The 17,541-nt window shown below is 30.6% G+C and carries 20 protein-coding genes and 3 tRNA genes; 4 read left to right on the forward strand and 19 right to left on the reverse strand.

Annotated elements, in window-relative coordinates; genetic code table 11:
- Positions 1-4 precede the first annotated feature (4 nt).
- From nuoI to B8063_RS00445, 16 genes are all read right to left on the reverse strand, one after another.
- Positions 5-490, reverse strand: a complete 486-nt coding sequence (gene nuoI, locus B8063_RS00370) for an NADH-quinone oxidoreductase subunit NuoI (protein ID WP_085068429.1) — start codon at positions 488-490, stop codon at positions 5-7.
- A 1-nt stretch (position 491) separates the two neighbouring features.
- On the reverse strand, positions 492-1,493 hold the full coding sequence (gene nuoH, locus B8063_RS00375) for an NADH-quinone oxidoreductase subunit NuoH (RefSeq protein WP_085068431.1): 1,002 nt from the start codon (positions 1,491-1,493) through the stop codon (positions 492-494).
- Complete coding sequence (gene nuoG / locus B8063_RS00380) at positions 1,493-3,523, reverse strand: NADH-quinone oxidoreductase subunit NuoG (RefSeq protein WP_085068433.1); 2,031 nt, start codon at positions 3,521-3,523, stop codon at positions 1,493-1,495. Before nuoG ends, nuoH begins: the two co-directional genes overlap by 1 nt.
- Entirely contained in the window at positions 3,516-4,847 is a 1,332-nt protein-coding gene (gene nuoF, locus B8063_RS00385; protein ID WP_085068434.1) for an NADH-quinone oxidoreductase subunit NuoF, read from the reverse strand. Before nuoF ends, nuoG begins: the two co-directional genes overlap by 8 nt.
- The gene (gene nuoE, locus B8063_RS00390; protein ID WP_085068436.1) at positions 4,840-5,448 is read right to left on the reverse strand and encodes an NADH-quinone oxidoreductase subunit NuoE; all 609 of its coding nucleotides are present in this window, start codon (positions 5,446-5,448) and stop codon (positions 4,840-4,842) included. Before nuoE ends, nuoF begins: the two co-directional genes overlap by 8 nt.
- Entirely contained in the window at positions 5,445-6,620 is a 1,176-nt protein-coding gene (locus B8063_RS00395; protein WP_085068438.1) for an NADH-quinone oxidoreductase subunit D, read from the reverse strand. Before B8063_RS00395 ends, nuoE begins: the two co-directional genes overlap by 4 nt.
- The gene (locus tag B8063_RS00400; RefSeq protein WP_085068440.1) at positions 6,620-7,210 is read right to left on the reverse strand and encodes an NADH-quinone oxidoreductase subunit C; all 591 of its coding nucleotides are present in this window, start codon (positions 7,208-7,210) and stop codon (positions 6,620-6,622) included. The genes B8063_RS00395 and B8063_RS00400 overlap by 1 nt, the downstream gene beginning before the upstream one ends.
- 6 nt (positions 7,211-7,216) lie before the next feature.
- Positions 7,217-7,738, reverse strand: coding sequence for a NuoB/complex I 20 kDa subunit family protein (locus B8063_RS00405; protein ID WP_075521589.1), 522 nt, complete (start codon positions 7,736-7,738; stop codon positions 7,217-7,219).
- A gap of 1 nt (position 7,739) precedes the next feature.
- Positions 7,740-8,108 (reverse strand): NADH-quinone oxidoreductase subunit A, encoded by a 369-nt coding sequence (locus B8063_RS00410; RefSeq protein WP_085068443.1) that lies wholly within the window; start codon positions 8,106-8,108, stop codon positions 7,740-7,742.
- Between the two features lie 84 nt (positions 8,109-8,192).
- Positions 8,193-8,269: transfer RNA gene (locus B8063_RS00415), tRNA-Asp, on the reverse strand.
- Between the two features lie 7 nt (positions 8,270-8,276).
- Positions 8,277-8,352, reverse strand: a tRNA-Val gene (locus tag B8063_RS00420).
- 48 nt (positions 8,353-8,400) lie between these two features.
- Positions 8,401-10,788 (reverse strand): endopeptidase La, encoded by a 2,388-nt coding sequence (lon, locus tag B8063_RS00425; RefSeq protein WP_085068445.1) that lies wholly within the window; start codon positions 10,786-10,788, stop codon positions 8,401-8,403.
- A gap of 62 nt (positions 10,789-10,850) precedes the next feature.
- Positions 10,851-12,110, reverse strand: coding sequence for an ATP-dependent Clp protease ATP-binding subunit ClpX (gene clpX / locus B8063_RS00430; protein WP_085068447.1), 1,260 nt, complete (start codon positions 12,108-12,110; stop codon positions 10,851-10,853).
- An 89-nt stretch (positions 12,111-12,199) separates the two neighbouring features.
- Positions 12,200-12,811: an ATP-dependent Clp endopeptidase proteolytic subunit ClpP gene (gene clpP, locus B8063_RS00435; RefSeq protein WP_085068449.1), complete on the reverse strand. Its 612-nt coding sequence runs from the start codon at positions 12,809-12,811 to the stop codon at positions 12,200-12,202.
- Between the two features lie 33 nt (positions 12,812-12,844).
- Positions 12,845-14,281, reverse strand: a complete 1,437-nt coding sequence (gene tig / locus B8063_RS00440; RefSeq protein ID WP_085068451.1) for a trigger factor — start codon at positions 14,279-14,281, stop codon at positions 12,845-12,847.
- A 9-nt stretch (positions 14,282-14,290) separates the two neighbouring features.
- Positions 14,291-14,375: transfer RNA gene (locus B8063_RS00445), tRNA-Leu, on the reverse strand.
- An 86-nt stretch (positions 14,376-14,461) separates the two neighbouring features.
- On the opposite strand from B8063_RS00445, the gene B8063_RS00450 reads away from it, so the two are divergent.
- Positions 14,462-14,710 carry a DUF1289 domain-containing protein gene (locus B8063_RS00450; protein ID WP_085068453.1) on the forward strand — a complete coding sequence of 83 codons (249 nt, stop codon included), beginning with the start codon at positions 14,462-14,464 and terminating at the stop codon, positions 14,708-14,710.
- Positions 14,707-14,874, forward strand: coding sequence for a hypothetical protein (locus B8063_RS07190; protein ID WP_198150960.1), 168 nt, complete (start codon positions 14,707-14,709; stop codon positions 14,872-14,874). The genes B8063_RS00450 and B8063_RS07190 overlap by 4 nt, the downstream gene beginning before the upstream one ends.
- Positions 14,875-15,050: 176 nt before the next feature.
- On the opposite strand, the gene B8063_RS00455 is transcribed toward B8063_RS07190, so the two are convergent.
- The gene (locus tag B8063_RS00455) at positions 15,051-15,605 is read right to left on the reverse strand and encodes a histidine phosphatase family protein (protein WP_085068455.1); all 555 of its coding nucleotides are present in this window, start codon (positions 15,603-15,605) and stop codon (positions 15,051-15,053) included.
- 3 nt (positions 15,606-15,608) lie between these two features.
- On the opposite strand from B8063_RS00455, the gene B8063_RS00460 reads away from it, so the two are divergent.
- On the forward strand, positions 15,609-16,283 hold the full coding sequence (locus tag B8063_RS00460) for a uracil-DNA glycosylase (RefSeq protein WP_085068457.1): 675 nt from the start codon (positions 15,609-15,611) through the stop codon (positions 16,281-16,283).
- Here B8063_RS00460 and B8063_RS00465 read toward each other — a convergent pair.
- Positions 16,275-16,670, reverse strand: a complete 396-nt coding sequence (locus B8063_RS00465; protein WP_085068459.1) for a YbgC/FadM family acyl-CoA thioesterase — start codon at positions 16,668-16,670, stop codon at positions 16,275-16,277. The genes B8063_RS00460 and B8063_RS00465 overlap by 9 nt on opposite strands.
- Positions 16,671-16,720: 50 nt before the next feature.
- On the opposite strand from B8063_RS00465, the gene B8063_RS07195 reads away from it, so the two are divergent.
- Positions 16,721-16,867: a hypothetical protein gene (locus tag B8063_RS07195; RefSeq protein ID WP_198150961.1), complete on the forward strand. Its 147-nt coding sequence runs from the start codon at positions 16,721-16,723 to the stop codon at positions 16,865-16,867.
- On the opposite strand, the gene B8063_RS00470 is transcribed toward B8063_RS07195, so the two are convergent.
- Positions 16,864-17,490 (reverse strand): DUF3047 domain-containing protein, encoded by a 627-nt coding sequence (locus B8063_RS00470; protein WP_232311398.1) that lies wholly within the window; start codon positions 17,488-17,490, stop codon positions 16,864-16,866. The two genes, B8063_RS07195 and B8063_RS00470, sit on opposite strands and share 4 nt — an antisense overlap.
- Positions 17,491-17,541: the final 51 nt, after the last annotated feature.

The following is a 17,541-nucleotide window of genomic DNA, read 5'->3' on the forward strand; positions in this document are numbered from 1 at the left end:
TTAATTATCGATGAGAACTGTCAGCATTAATATTTGCTGCCAAAATACTTTCCCATCTATCTCCATTTTCTAATAACTTTTCTTTGTTATAATAAAGTTCTTCTCTTGTTTCTGTGGCAAATTCAAAATTTGGTCCTTGCACTATTGCATCTACAGGGCAGGATTGTTCGCACAATCCACAATATATACATTTAAGCATATCAATATCATATCTAGTCGTTTTACGACTACCATCTGATCTCTCCTGCGATTCAATAGTAATTGCTTGTGCTGGGCAAACTGCTTCACATAATTTACACGCAATACATCTTTCTTCTCCGTTCGGATATCTTCTTAAAGCATGCTCACCTCTGGCTCGTGGGCTAACAGAACCTTTTTCAAATGGATAATTTATTGTTTTTTTTTGTCTAAAAGACTCTTTTATTGCTATTAATAATCCAGTTACAAAATCAATCATCAATATTGTTTTAAAAAATCTTTTTATTTTCATTTTAGTTTCCTGGTAATAGATCAAAATACATTAAATATCCTGCTGTTAATACCACCCAAGTTAAAGATAAAGGCAAGAAAACTTTCCAACCAAGTCTCATTAATTGATCATATCTGTATCTTGGAACAATTGCTTTAACTAAAGCGAATAAGATAAATAATAACAAAATTTTAAGTATTAACCATATTGGTGATGGGATAACAGTAAATGGAAATATATTTATAGGTGACAACCATCCACCTAAGAATAAGATAGATCCTAATGCACACATTAATAGAATATTAGCGTATTCACCTAACCAGAACATTGCATACATCATTCCAGAATATTCAGTTTGATACCCTGCAACAAGTTCTGCTTCAGCTTCCGGTAAATCAAAAGGAGGTCTATTTGTTTCAGCTAAAGCTGAGATAAAAAATATAACAAACATTGGAAATAGTGGAATTATATACCAAACATTTTCCTGTGCTTTTACAATGTCAGATAAATTTAACGATCCTACACACAATAGTACATTGATAATTATTATTCCGATTGATACTTCATAAGAAACCATTTGAGCAGCAGATCTTATTGCTCCTAGAAATGGATACTTTGAATTAGATGCCCATCCTCCCATTATAATTCCATAAACTCCTAAGGATGATACGGCAAATAAATAGAGTATTCCTACATTAATATCCGCAAGAACAAAATCTTCACTAAAAGGTATTACAGCCCATGATATTAAGGCAAGGGTCATTGTTATAATTGGGGCTAAAATAAAAATAACTTTGTTTGAGCTAGCAGGAATTATAATTTCTTTGAAAATATATTTTAAAGCATCAGCTAAAGATTGAAGTAAACCAAATGGTCCAACAACATTTGGACCTCTTCTTTTTTGTACAAACGCCCAAACTCGTCTATCTAACCAAACTATCATTGCAACAGAAACTAAAACAGGCACAAGTAACATTATAATTTTAAGAACTTCTGAAAAAAGAATTGAAGCGTACTCTGGCATTATCCCTCAGTACCTGTTTTTTTAAAATTTGTCCTTATGCTTTTACATTCACCCATTGTTTTTGATGCCCGAGCGATAACATTTGAATGGTAATAATCAATGTTATCTAAAAGAATTTTTTCATCTAAAAATTCATAATTTGGAATTTGAAATTTTTTATTTGAAGGGTTTATTTTTAAAAAATTTAACATTGCATTATCTAGATCCTCTTTTTTCTCATAAAGTTTTTTTCTTTTAATAGATGATGCTAATTCATTAACTATTATCCAATCTTCTTTTGCATCTCCTGGAGGATAAGAAGATTTATATGATTTCTGTATTTTTCCCTCTAAATTTGCAAAATATCCATCTTGTTCTGTAAAAGCTGCAGCTGGTAATATTATATCTGCTAAAGAAGCACCATTATCTCCATGACTCCCTACATAAATAATAAATTCATTTTTCTTTTGAAATTTTAAATTGTCTTGACCAAATAAAAAAACCACTTCCATTTCATTGTTATGAATTTTTTTGAGTGTTTGATTAGATCCATCGTTTGAGCTTAGAACATTTAAATAATACGACCCAACTGTAGAGGCATTATTTGATAAGATATTTAATGAATTCCATTCTTCATTAATTTTATTTTTGCTTTGAAGATATTTTTTTAACTCTTCAAATATATAAATAGATGAATTCAGTTTTAATGCTGATTGACCAATTATAAAAATAGGCTTTTTTGAATTATAAATCTCTTCAGAAATTTTGTGAGTATGATTTACTATATCTTTAATTGTTTTTGTAGAGTTTTCTAATATTTTATAAGGATAGGTTAAATCACCAACATCTCCTAAAGAATAAATTTGGATTTTATTTTTAATATAGTTCTTTCTGATCCTAGAATTAAGTATTGTTGCTTCAAATCTTGGATTAGCACCCACTAAAATAATTAAATCAGACTCTTCAATTCCTTCAATTTTAGAATTAAATATAAAGTTTTCTCTTTCTGATGCATTTACATAAAAATTCTCGGATCTTGAGTCTAGATTTTCTGACCTTATTGTTTTTTCAAAGAATTCTTTTAATGCAAACATTGTTTCCATATTTGTCATATCGCCTGTCAAAGCTGCAATTTTATCAGATTGAGTTTCAGAAATTTTTTGAAAAATTTTTGTATAAGCCTCTTTCCATGAAATTTTTTCAAATTTTTTATTTTTTTTTATATAAGGTGTATCTAAACGTTGATTTTTTAAGCCATCACATGAATATCTAGTTTTATCAGAAATCCATTCTTCATTTATTTCATCATTTATTCTAGGTAATACCCTTTTTACTTCCCAACCATAAGTATCAACTCTTATATTTGAGCCAACTGCATCCATAACATCTATGGTTTCAGTTTTTTTTAGTTCCCATGGCCTTGCCTCAAAAACATAAGGTTTCGATGTAAGTGCTCCAACAGGACATAAATCAATTACATTAGCTGATAACTCTGACTCCATAGCTTTTTCTAAGTAAGTGGTGATTTGCATGTCTTCGCCTCTTCCTATTGCGCCTAGCTCAGGAACACCTGCAACTTCAGTTGCAAATCTTACACATCTAGTACAATGTATACATCTTGTCATCTGGGTTTTTATCAAAGGACCCATGTATTTTTCAGGTACGTACCTTTTGTTTTCTTTGAACCTACTTTTATCAATTCCATAGAACATAGACTGATCTTGCAAGTCACATTCGCCACCTTGATCACAAACAGGACAATCTAAAGGGTGATTTGCTAATAAAAATTCCATAACTCCTTTTCTTGATTTCTCAACTTTTTCAGTATTTGTTCTTATTACCATTCCATCAGCTGCAGGCATTGCACATGAAGCTACAGGTTTTGGAGATTTTTCCATTTCTACTAGACACATTCTACAATTTCCAGCAATAGACAATTTTTCGTGATAACAAAATCTAGGAATTTCTACTCCTGCCTGTTCACAAGCTTGAAGAACTGTCAAACCTTCTTCAACTTCAACATCAATGTCATTTACTTTTAATTTAAGCATTTTCTTTTTCCAAAAGATGTTGATCTACTAAATAAGGAACTTCTTTTTTTCTTTGAATTAATGGATCATATTTATTTCTCTCTAAAATTTCATCTTTAAAATTTCTTATTAAACCTTGTACTGGCCATGATGAACCTTCACCAAATGCACAAATTGTATGTCCCTCAATTTGTTTTGTAACATCCATCAACATGTCAACCTCGTCTCTAGTTGCCTCACCCTTTGCCATTCTTTCTAACATTCTCCACATCCAGCCAGATCCTTCTCTACATGGAGTACATTGTCCGCAGCTTTCGTGTTTATAAAATCTGGCAATCCTTGCCATACATTTAATTATGTCTTGATCTTTATTAATAACAACAATACCAGCAGTTCCAAGCCCAGTTTTATTTTCGACACAAGCGTCAAAATCCATTTTTATAGTATCACAAACTTCTCTTGATAATAAAGGCATTGAGGATCCACCAGGTATAACAGCTTTTAAATTATCCCAGCCTCCGACAACTCCCCCCGCATGTTTCTCAATTAAATCTTTTAAAGGTACACCCATTTCTTCCTCAACATTGCATGGATTGTTAACATTGCCTGAAATACAAAAAATTTTTGTTCCTGTATTTTTTTCTCTACCTAAAGAAGAGAACCATTTACCTCCTCTTCTTAATATTGTTGGAACTACTGCAATTGTTTCAACATTATTAATAATTGTTGGACAGCCATACAAACCTATCAATGCTGGAAAAGGTGGTTTTAGTCTTGGTTGACCTTTGTTTCCTTCTAAACTTTCTAAAAGCGCAGTTTCCTCTCCACATATATATGCGCCAGCTCCATAGTGAATGAATATATCAAAATCCCATCCAGTTGATGATGCATTTTTCCCAATTAATCCATTGCTATATGCTTCATCAATAGCTTTTTGAAGTTTTTGACCTTCATTAAAATATTCACCTCTTATATAAATGTAGCAGGTATGGGCGTTGACTGCGTATGAAGCTATTAGACATCCCTCTATTAATTTATGGGGTTCAAATCTTAAAATATCTCTATCTTTACACGTTCCTGGCTCAGACTCGTCAGCATTAATAACCAAATAATGAGGTTTTGAACCTACTTCTTTGGGGGCAAAAGACCATTTCAAACCTGTTGGAAAACCTGCTCCACCACGACCACGCAGTTGAGAGGTTTTGATTTCTTCAATTATCCAACTTCGACCTTTATTAAAAATTTCCTCAGTTTCTAACCAATCTCCACGTTTTTTAGCAGATTCCAATTCTGCTCCAAAGTCGTTGTATAAATTTTGAAATATTCTGTCTTCGTCTTTAAGCATTTTTATTACTCAATAAAGTCTTTCTAATATTTTCAGGCTCTGAGCTTAATCTCCCTCTGTATGAGCCCGGTTTTGGTTTCTGATTTTTATCAATTTGATCTATAATTTTACTAAATTTTTCCTCATCTAAATCCTCAAAATAATCATCATTAATTTGAACCATTGGAGAATTAACGCAAGCTCCTAAACACTCGACTTCCATCCATGATGATTTACCATTTTTAGAAATTTCAGACTCGTTTTCAGAAATTTTTTTTTTGCAAACATCTACTAATTTATATGCTCCTCTAATCATACATGGGGTTGTTGTACATACTTGAAAAAAATATTCTCCTACAGGAGTTAAATTATACATACTATAGAAGGTTGCGACTTCATAAACTTTTATGTAAGGCATATCTAACATCTTCGCTATGTATTTCATTGCTGATAAGGGTATCCAATTATTATTTTGTTTCTGAGCAATATAAAGTAAAGCCATTACAGCACTTTTTTGTTTACCTTTAGGATAATTTTTAATTATTTTTTCAGCTTCTTCTAAATTATTGCTATCAAATACAAAATTATCTGGTTGATTTTTTGAAATTTTTTTTAGACTCATCTATCAACTTCTCCAAATACTATATCCATAGAACCTAATACTGCAGGCACATCTGCTAACATGTGACCTTTAATTAAATAGTCCATGGCTTGAAGATGAGAAAATCCTGGAGCTCTTATTTTGCATTTGTAGGGTTTACTAGATCCATCAGAAATTAAATAAACTCCAAACTCTCCTTTTGGCGCCTCAACAGCTGTATAAATTTCATCTTCATCTACTCTGTAACCTTCAGTAAAAAGTTTAAAGTGATGAATTAAGGCCTCCATGGACTGCTTTATCTCTTTTTTTGGTGGTGGACTTATCTTCCCATCGTTTGTTTTAATTGGTCCTTTTGGTAAATTTGTAAGACATTGATTGATAATATTTACACTTTCTCTCATTTCCTCAATCCTGCATAAATATCTATCATAACAATCACCATTTTTTCCCACAGGAATTTTAAATTCAAGTTGTTCATAACAATCATAAGGCTGAGATTTTCTTAAATCCCATGGAACTCCAGATCCTCTTAGCATTATACCTGAAAAGGAATAATCGAGCGCGTCTTGTTTAGAAACTATACCTATATCAACGTTTCTTTGTTTAAATATTCTGTTATCAGTTAACAATGTTTCAAGATCATCTATAATTTTCGGAAATTTTTCACAAAACTCAGCTATTTCTGAATCTAAACCCTTTGGTAGATCTTGATGTACTCCACCAGCTCTAAAATAATTTGCATGTAATCTTGAACCTGAAACCTTTTCATAAAATCCCATTAATGTTTCTCTTTCTTCAAAACCCCAAAGTGTTGGGGTAAGAGCTCCTACATCCATTGCTTGAGTTGTTACATTTAATATATGACTTAAAATTCTACCTATTTCACAAAAAATTACTCTAATATACTGGGCTCTTGTAGGAACATTTATTTTTAAGATTTTTTCAATTGCTAATGCAAATGCATGCTCTTGATTCATAGGTGCAACATAATCAAGTCTATCAAAATAAGGTACTGCTTGTGCGTAAGTTTTATTTTCAATTAATTTTTCTGTACCTCTGTGTAACAATCCAATGTGTGGATCTGCCTTTTCAACTACCTCGCCATCTAACTGAAGTATTAATCTTAATACACCATGAGCAGCGGGATGCTGAGGGCCAAAATTTAAATTTAGTTTTTTTACTTCTTTTGCCATTATTCTTTAGTTTGTTCTTTTATGTATTTTGTTCCTTCCCAAGGGCTTTCATAATCAAAATTTCTATAATTTTGCTCTAATTTAACAGGCTCATAAATTACCTTTTTATCTTCTTCGCTATATCGAACTTCATTATGACCTGTTAAAGGGAAATCTTTTCTTAAAGGATGACCTTTAAATCCATAGTCTGTAAGAATTCTTCTTAAATCAGGATGATCTTTAAATTCTACACCATACATATCAAAAACTTCTCTCTCCATCCAATTAGCTGAAGGAAATATCGAGGTTAAAGAAGATAAAATATCACCTTCTTTTATATCAAATTCAATTTTTATCCTTGAATTTTTTTCGTGACTTAAAAGTAAATAAACCATTTTAAATCTTTTATCTCTCTCAGGATAATCAACTGCAGTTATATCAATTAATTGTTTGAATTTTGCAGATGAATGAGTTTTTAAGAAAATCATTACTTCAATTAAATTATTATCCTCAATACAAATATTAATTTGATCATGCTTAATTTTCGAAGATAAAATTTTTGTTGTTAGTTCCGAGTTAATAGCCTTTTCAAGACTTTCCAAATTTTCCATTGAATTTTATCTTTCTAGTGAACCTTTGTTCCTAATCTTTTTTTGTAATTGCATTATTCCATACAAAAGCGCTTCTGCAGAGGGCGGGCAACCAGGCACATAAACATCCACAGGCACAATCTTATCACAACCACGAACTACAGAGTAAGAGTAATGATAATAACCTCCTCCATTTGCACAACTGCCCATTGAAATAACGTATCTTGGTTCAGGCATTTGATCATAAACTTTTCTTAAGGCTGGTGCCATTTTATTTGTTAAAGTTCCTGCAACTATCATCACATCTGATTGTCTTGGTGAGGCTCTTGGAGCTGCACCAAATCTCTCTAAATCATATCTAGGCATTGAGGTTTGCATCATTTCTACAGCACAACAAGCTAGTCCAAATGTCATCCAATGTAGTGAACCTGTTCGAGCCCAATTAACTAGGTTGTCTAGTGAGGTGGTAATAAAACCATTATCACTAAAATCTTGAGCTAATTGTTTAAACTCATCAGGTATTTGATCTTTTCTTTGCTCTAAATTCATTTTACTCCCAATCAAGTGCTCCTTTTTTCCATTCGTAGATAAATCCTACAGTCAAAATAAATAGAAATATCATCATTGAAACGAAACCAAACAATCCTATTTTTCCCAACGATATGGCCCAGGGAAATAGAAATGCTATCTCCAAATCAAATATTATAAAAAGTATCGCCACTAGATAAAATCTAACATCAAATTCCATTCGTGAGTCATTGAAAGGCTCAAAACCGCATTCATATGCAGATAATTTCTCTGGATCTGGTTTTTTAGGAGATGCCAAGTAATTAATTGCAACAAAAGCCATACTCAAACCTAGTGCAATCACAAGGAACAGTATTATTGATAAGTAATCTTTTAAAAATTCCGCAAGCATCGTGAATCTATATAGCACCTTTTATATCAACTAAAAGAGCAGATAGGTCACATTTTTAGTGTCAAATAGTATTGATTTTATTGGTGGCGGGAGTGAAGGGACTCGAACCCTCGGCCCCGTGCGTGACAGGCACGTGCTCTAACCAACTGAGCTACACCCCCATAATTTTGGTGGGCAGTAAAGGACTCGAACCTTTGACCCCCTCGGTGTAAACGAGATGCTCTACCAACTGAGCTAACCGCCCAAAATCTTGGTACTAATACAACAACCAAATAATAATGTAAATTGTTTATTACTGAATACTAGCTTGAGATTTGTCGTCTTTTTTAGTCTCTGATATTTTTTCAACTTCGTTCCACTCAACGGGTTTAAGTTCTTTTGTTAAAGCTAATTTTAATACCTCATGTGCAGACTCTACGGGTATGATATTTATATCTTCTTTAACTTTTTGTGGAACATCTGCCAGATCTTTCTCATTTTCTTTTGGAATTAAAACTTTTTTAACACCAGCGCGATGAGCAGCTAATAATTTTTCTTTTAAACCACCTATTGCCAAAACTTGACCTGTTACAGTAACTTCTCCTGTCATAGCTATTTCTCTATTTACAGGAATATTAGTTATAGATGATACTATTGATGTTACCATTGCAATTCCAGCAGAAGGTCCATCTTTAGGAGTCGCTCCCTCTGGTACGTGGATATGAAAATCTTTTTTCTCAAACAAAGGAGGAATTATTCCATACTCTAAACTCTTCGATCTTACAAAAGATTTTGCTGCTTTAACAGATTCCTGCATAACATCACCAAGCTTTCCGGTAATTTGCATTCTTCCCTTTCCTGGCATATTTACAGTTTCTATTTTTAGAATTTCTCCACCAAACTCTGTCCAAGCTAATCCAATTACAATTCCTGTCTTATTTTCCGACTCTAACTCACCAAACTTAAATTTTTTAATTCCTAAAAAGTCAGAAACATTTTTTGCATTTACATCAACTTTTTTTTCTTCGTTATTTACAACTTTTTTTACTACTTTTCTTGTGACTTTAGATATTTCTCTTTCAAGATTTCTGACACCTGATTCTCTTGTGTAACTTCTTATTATCTCTTTAATAGTTCCATCTTCTAAATTCATTTCTCCTTCTTTAACCCCATTATCTTTTATTTGTTTTGGTAGAAGGTATTTATTAGCTATATTGATTTTTTCATCCTCTGTATATCCTGGAATTCGTATGACTTCCATTCTATCTAGAAGAGGAGGTAAAATGTTAAGGGTATTTGCAGTCGTAACAAACATTACATCTGATAAATCGTAATCAACTTCTAAATAGTGATCGTTAAAAGTTGTATTTTGCTCAGGGTCTAAGGCTTCTAATAAAGCTGAGGATGGATCTCCTCTATAGTCATTTCCAATTTTATCTATTTCATCTAACAAAAATAATGGATTTTTTGTTCCAGCTTTTTTCATCATTTGAATAATTTTTCCAGGTAGTGACCCAATATAAGTTCTTCTATGACCCCTTACTTCAGCCTCATCTCTAACACCGCCTAATGACATTCTTACAAACTGTCTGTTTGTTGCTTTTGCTATTGATTTTCCTAATGAAGTTTTTCCAACACCCGGGGGGCCTACTAAACAAAGAATTGGACCTTTAATCTTATCCATTCTTTTTTGGACTGCTAAAAACTCAATAATTCTCTCTTTTACTTTTTCTAATCCAAAATGATCTTCATCTAATATTTTTAAAGCTTTATTTAAATCTATATCAACTTTATCTTTTTTAAACCATGGAATATCTATCATCCAATCTAGATAATTTCTAACCACTGTAGCTTCAGCTGACATTGGGCTCATATTCTTTAGTTTTTTAAGTTCAGCCATACACTTTTTTTCAACTTCCTTAGGCATTTTAGCTTTTTGAATTGATTTCTTTAGGCTTGTAGTCTCGTCTTTGCCATCTTCAATTTCACCAAGTTCTTTTTGAATAGCTTTTAGCTGCTCATTTAAATAATATTCTCTTTGAGTTTTCTCCATTTGTGTTTTAACACGACCTCTAATTCTCTTCTCAACACCGATAATACTTGTCTCATTCTCCATTATTTTGATAACACCGCTTAGCCTTTTTTTAACATCCAATGTTTCAAAAATTTGTTGTTTTTCAGAAATAGTGGCATTTAAGTGAGATGCAATATTGTCTGCAATTTTTGATGGATCTTTAAGTTGTTTAATGTTGTTTATGGTTTCTGTTGAAACTTTTTTATTAATAGAAGTTAGTTTTTCTAATCTTCTTACAGCTGTTAGTGCAAGAGGAAGTAGATCTTCATTTTTAACTAAAATATCTTTTAGATACTCAAATGTGCAAGAAATAAATTTTTCATCATCTTTAAAATCAACGAGTTTTACTCTTTTAATTCCCTCAACTAGAACTTTGACTGTCCCATCAGGTAATTTTAATAATTGCAAAATGTTACTTTCGCATCCGTATGAAAACACATCATTTTTCTTTGGGTCGTCTACCTCTGAATTTTTTTGAGTTACTAATACAATTTTTTTGTCACCTTTCATCACTTCATTTAAAGCTGTAATAGATTTATCTCTACCAACGAATAAAGGTATGACCATGCTAGGAAAGACAACTATGTCTCTCAAAGGTAATAACGGTTGTGTAACTTTAACTTCCATACGGCAAATATGGATATTAAATAATATATTGCAATAGAAAATAGTTCTTTATTAACTAGTTTTTAAGCCGCTGAAGTCTTATCAGACTTAGATTTGTTCTTGGAATGTACGATAACAGGTTGTGAAACACCTTTCGCCGCACCAGAATCGATGATTACTTCCTCTATATTTTCTTGACTAGGTAAATCAAACATTGTCTTTAACAAAATATTTTCAAGTATAGACCTTAAGCCTCTCGCACCTGTTTTTTTGCTAATTGCTTTATTTGCTATATCTTTAACTGCTTGATCTTTAAAGGTAAGTTTTACTCCTTCAAGTTTAAATAGCTCCTGATACTGTTTTATTAAAGAATTTTTTGGCTCTAATAAAATTTTAACTAATGATTTTTCATCTAAATCTTCTAAAGTTGCTGTAATTGGAAGTCTGCCAATAAATTCGGGTATCAAACCGTATTTTAATAAATCTTCTGGTTCAAGATTTTTCATCCATTCTCCAGTTTTTTTATCTTCAATACTTTTCACCTCTGCACCAAAGCCAATAGAGGAACCTTTGTCTCTTTGAGAAATTATTTTATCTAACCCCGAAAAAGCACCGCCACAAATAAATAATATATTAGTTGTATCTACTTGAAGAAATTCTTGTTGTGGATGTTTTCTACCACCTTGGGGAGGAACACTGGCAACTGTACCTTCCATTATTTTTAATAAAGCTTGTTGAACGCCTTCACCTGAAACATCTCTAGTAATAGATGGATTTTCAGATTTACGACTGATTTTATCAACTTCATCAATATAAACTATTCCTCTTTGAGCTTTTTCAACATTGTAATCTGCAGCTTGTAAAAGTTTTAGAATAATATTTTCAACATCCTCACCAACGTAACCAGCTTCAGTTAAGGTTGTTGCATCTGCCATAGTAAACGGAACATCTAATATTCTTGCTAATGTTTGAGCAAGCAATGTTTTACCACAACCAGTTGGTCCAACTAACATTATGTTTGATTTTGAAAGCTCAACTGTTTTGCTCGTTTTATTTTCGTAATTCAATCTTTTGTAATGATTATGAACAGCAACTGACAAAACTTTTTTTGCGTGATCTTGACCAATTACATAATCATCTAAAACTGTGCAAATTTCTTTTGGAGATGGTAAACCATCCTGATGTTTTACAAATGTGTCTTTGCTCTCCTCTTTAATAATATCCATACAAAGCTCAACACATTCATCACAAATAAAAACAGTTGGACCTGCAATTAATTTTCTAACTTCGTGCTGGCTTTTCCCACAAAAAGAACAGTAAAGAATATTTTTATTATTACTCATAATTTTTTATATCGAATCAATTTTAATACTCTATTACAATTAACTCTTCTTAATCAAGTGGAGGTTGTGGATTAACTAGATATAGTTGTTTATTCTCTCTTCTCTACTACTTTATCTATTAATCCGAAATCTTTTGCATTATCTGGGGTCATGAAATTATCTCTTTCTAATGCAGATTTAATTTCATCAACTGACTTTCCTGTATGTTTCGAATAAATTTCATTTAATCTTTTTTTCAAAGATAAAACTTCATTAGCATGTATTTCTATATCTGTAGCTTGACCTTGAAATCCTGCTGATGGTTGATGAACCATAATTCTTGAATTTGGAAGTGAAAATCTTTTTCCTTTTGCGCCTGCTGCTAATAAAAAAGACCCCATGCTAGCAGCCTGACCGATACATAAAGTGTTAACTTCTGGTTTAATATATTGCATAGTATCATATATACCTAATCCAGCAGTTACCAATCCGCCTGGGCTGTTTATATATAAAGATATTTCTTTTTTTGGATCTTCACTTTCTAAAAATAATAATTGTGCTGTTACTAATGAAGCAACGGTATCGTTAATTGGCCCTACTACAAAAACAATTCTTTCTTTTAAAAGTCTTGAGTAAATATCATAAGCTCTTTCACCTCTACTGGATTGTTCCACAACCATAGGGACAAGAGTATTGAGCTGCTCGGATAATTTTGATGTCATAAGTTGATTCGATTTTACTTATACAACTTGTGATTACTTTTTGCTAACCTTTTTTGCTTGGACTTTTTTCTTTGCGGGGGTTTTGGGTTTTTTAGAAACTGTTTCTTTATTTTCTTTTACTTTTGTTTTTTTTTCATCAGTGCTTTGTTTTGCTAATTTCTCTTGTTCTTTTAAGTTTTTTTCGTTTTCAGCTTTTAATATCTTTTCAGCCTCATTTTTAGAAATTTGTTTTTTGTTTACTTTTGCTGATTTTTTTATTTCATTTATGATTTTTTCTTCATAAATCGATCCTCTAATACCATCAATTGCTGATGGATTTTTTTCATAGTACTCCTTTACCATTTTTTCTTGACCTGGCATCATTCTAAATTGTTTTTGAATTTCAGCATTCACTTCATCTTGAGAAACTTTAATATTATTTTTTTCTCCAAAAGCATTTAGAATTAAACCAGTTTTAATTCTTTTTTGAGCTTGTTCTTCAAGAGATTTCTTATTTTTCTTTAATTCATCTTCCTTCATTCCTTGGGATAAAATCTGAACTTCTTGTTCAATTAAATTCTGAGGAAGATCATCTAATTTTTGTTTTTCTATTTGTTCTAAAATCTGTTTTTTAGATATTAAATCAAGTGAATTTTTAAACTCATCATTTATTTGTTTTGATATTAATTCTTTTAAATTATTTAAATCCGTAGCACCTAATGTTTTTGCAAAATCATCATTAATTTTCACATCTTCAGGAGATTTTACAGAATTAATTTTACAGTCAAATACTGCTTTTTTATTTATTAATTCTTTTTTTGGAAAGTTTTCTGGAAGATTTACTTCAACTTTTTTAGTGTCATTTTTTTTTACTCCTTCCAATTGTTTATCAAAGCCTTTGATAAACAAATCTTTGCCAAGAACTAATTGTGTATTCTTTCCTTCGTTTCCTTCAAAGTTATTACCATCAACTGTTGCTTTATAATCAAACGCTACTAAGTCTTTAGTTTTTGCCGTGTATTTTTCATCTACTTCTTTAAAATTATTTTGGCTCTTTGCAATTTGATCAATTCTTTTATCTGTTTCAGTATTGTCAATTTTCACCTCATAATCATCTACTTTGATTTTGTTGATAGATGAAACATCTATATTTGGTAATTCTGTTACAGTAATTATATATTCTAAGTCTTTTCCTTCTCCAAAAGATTTTAAATCAATTTTAGGCTGTCCAGCTGGTTTAATTTTATTCTCTTCAAGCGCTTTTGTAGTTGTATCTTTTAAAACTTTATCAATAACTTCTCCATAAACAGCTTTACCAAACTGTCTTTTAAGAATTTCTGTTGGAACTTTTCCAGGTCTAAATCCTTTAAGAACTACGTCTTTCCTGATTTCATCGTACTTTTCATCCATATATCCGGAGATAGTTTTTTTATCGATGAAAACTTTTAGATCTTTCTGTAAACCTTTTTTATTTTCTACTGTTACTTTCATAATTTTAAATGGTAGGGCGAAAAGGACTCGAACCTTCACCGATTGCTCGACTGGTTCCTAAGACCAGCGCGTCTACCAATTCCGCCATCGCCCCAGTTAAATTATGCAGTCTTATATATTATTGAACTAATTTGTCCAATCCGAATAATAGTGTAAAAGTATAAAAAAATTAAAAAAATTATGATTGTTTCGCCTTGTATCAGTATATGTAGAACAGACCCGGTAACTGGTTATTGTTATGGCTGTGCTAGAAACAATGAAGAAAAAAGAATTTGGAAAGATACATCTACAACTGATGAGTGGAAAAATAAAAATCTTAAAGAAATTCAAGAACGAATGACTGGTTGGCAATTAGAAAGTTTTAAAGAGTCTTATGATCACAAGGTAAATAATGGAATGTCATTATTTAAAAAGAATTTAATAAAATGAATAAAACAAATTTAGCAATTATAATTTATGTTATCGGTATTATTATTGGCATGTTTGTATTAGATATTTGGAGTGCTGAAACTAGTCCTAAAGCTATTTTAGGAATGATTTGGACAGCTCTTTTTGCGATAGCTTTATATTACGCTGAAAAAAAAGAAAATTAATTTAATTTTAAATTATTTTTTAGTTGAAGAATTCGATTTCGTATTTTTAATAGTTTTTCTTTTAAATGGATTATTAGAGTTAGAAGAAAAATTATTTTTAAATCGTGCGTAGTTTTGCTTTTGCGCTTGTTTCATTGCTCTTTTTGAAGACATAATTTAATTTGATATAATTATACTCACATTGTCTCAATTGATCCAATAATTTCGTAATTTTTATCAGAAACAACTATTTCACCCGAGCTTACTGCTATATTTAACATCGATGAAATAACGACATAATGTGTAACTAAAATTAAATTTTTATTACTTTTCCAATTTTTTATATATTTCTTAAGATCCTTAATTTGTCTTTTCTCATTTTTAGCAAATTTTGTAGAATAAAAAGAATTTAATGCATCAAATGTTTCAAAATTATTAAAGGCAAATTTTGCAGTATCTTTACACCTACACCACTCGCTCGATAAAACTTTATCAATTTTAATTTTTTTTGTTTTAAAAAATTCTCCAATATATTTTGATTGAGTAATGCCCTCATCATTTAAATTTCTTTGTGTAGAACAATCATTTATATCAAAATTTTCTGGATCACCTCCACCAGGTGCATAAGCATGTCTAATAAATATTATTTTACCACCCTCTTCTAAACTTTCTAAAATTTTATCCTCAGAAAATACTTGGTTTGAAAATACTAAAGATATAATGATTAATAAAAATAATTTAAATATTTTCATTTAATGAAAAAAAATTTTAATAAACTTAATAATTCTATTATTAAATGTATCAAATGCAAAAGACTAGTTAATTTTAGAACGAAAATTTCTATTCAAAAACGAAAACAATTTATTAATGAAAAATATTGGGGAAAGCCAATTACAGGCTATGGAGACACAAATGGAAAAATTTTGCTTGTTGGATTAGCTCCAGCAGCTCATGGTGGAAATAGAACGGGAAGGGTTTTTACAGGCGATAAATCGTCAGATTTTTTATACAAGTGTTTACACAAAGTAAAAATCGCTAATCAACCAAACTCAGATTATCTTGATGATGGACTGAAATTAAAAAACGCGTTTATTACTACTGCTTTAAAATGTGTTCCACCTGAAGATAAACCATTAAAAAAAGAATTAGATCAATGTTTTAAATACTTTAATCAAGAAATAAATTTTCTTAAAGACCTTAAAGTTATAGTTGCTCTAGGAAAAATTGCATTTGATGCTTGCAAATACTTTTATAAATCTAATTATAACTTTAATGAAAATATTAAATTTAAACATAATAAGGTATTTAAATTACCTAACAATATATTATTGATTGGCTGCTATCACCCAAGTCCTAGAAATGTGAATACTGGAAGAATAAATGAAAAGAAAATGGTGCAGTTATTCAACAGGGTATTGAAATTAATTTAATAAGTTATTTAAAATTTCAGGTATTTTAATTGGTTTACCCTCTTTATTTACAGTTACTAATTGAACAGTAGCTTCAGATATTATTTCTTCATTCTTTTTTATAATCTGTTTCATTGTAAAAGAAGTTCTGGTTTTTGATAATATTGAAGATATTATTTCTAGTTCATCTTCAAATCTTGCAGGTTTTTTGTATTCAATGTTGCAAGACTTTACGATTATTAGTGAATCATGCTCTTTTTGAAGATTAGTATTTGTTAATCCTAACGAATATATAGCTTCAGATCGAGCTCTCTCTAAATATTTTAAATAGTTTGCGTAATAAACTACACCACCTGCATCTGTATCTTCATAATAAATTTTAACTTTATGTTTAAATTGTTTTGACATTAATTAATCATACCAAAATAGTAATTTTTTTAATACTAATCATTAAAAATATGAAAGTTTATTTTATTTGGTTAATAGGTGTAATTTTATGGAATTTTGGTTATCCAAATGCAACACCCATGCAAGATGTTGTTGTAGCAATTTTGTTGTCCTTACTGAGTTATTTCCTTAAACAAAAAGTTAAATTTTTAAATTAATTCGCTGAAAAATATATATTTTGGTAATAGCTTATTGATTTTCTTTTTGAATTATCTGTATCAGCCATAATTGCAACTCCATCTAATTCATTCACGTCTAAATCATGAAATTTTTTAAAATCCTCTTTTACATTGGCTTTTACAGTGACCCATTCATTTAAATTTTCATTAGTTGTTGATAAAACATTATCAATAGATTTTTTTGTATAAGGGCTAGGCCAATTATCTCCTACATTTTCATTACTTGAAAAAACATAGTTTATGGCCCTATTTGACAAAGCTGTAGAACCAGTTTTTTTTATGACAAAAACTCTTGCTGCAAAATCATGTCCTTTTTTACTTTTCTCATTTATTCCTTTTAAATCTTTCTCAATTTTCCATGTAATGTTAATGAAAGGAGTAGAATTAAGGTCGATAGTTACCTTTTTTCCAAGTCCTGAAGCCGCATTATCAGCAACCGCCTTAAGGTAGTTGCCATTTTCATTTGAGCCAAGCAAATATTCAGTTTTATTATCAGCACCTCTAACTTTTCTAACCTCTAAGGATTGAATTTCATTTTCTGTAAAATTAAACACATTTATGTTTTCAGCATTTGAAAGACTGATCGAAAAAAATGAAAACAATAAAATTTTTAAAAAAATTTTGGACACGTCTTTGCTATAAACTAGAAATTT

This window comes from Candidatus Pelagibacter sp. RS40, assembly GCF_002101295.1.
In the GTDB taxonomy this organism is placed as follows: domain Bacteria; phylum Pseudomonadota; class Alphaproteobacteria; order Pelagibacterales; family Pelagibacteraceae; genus Pelagibacter.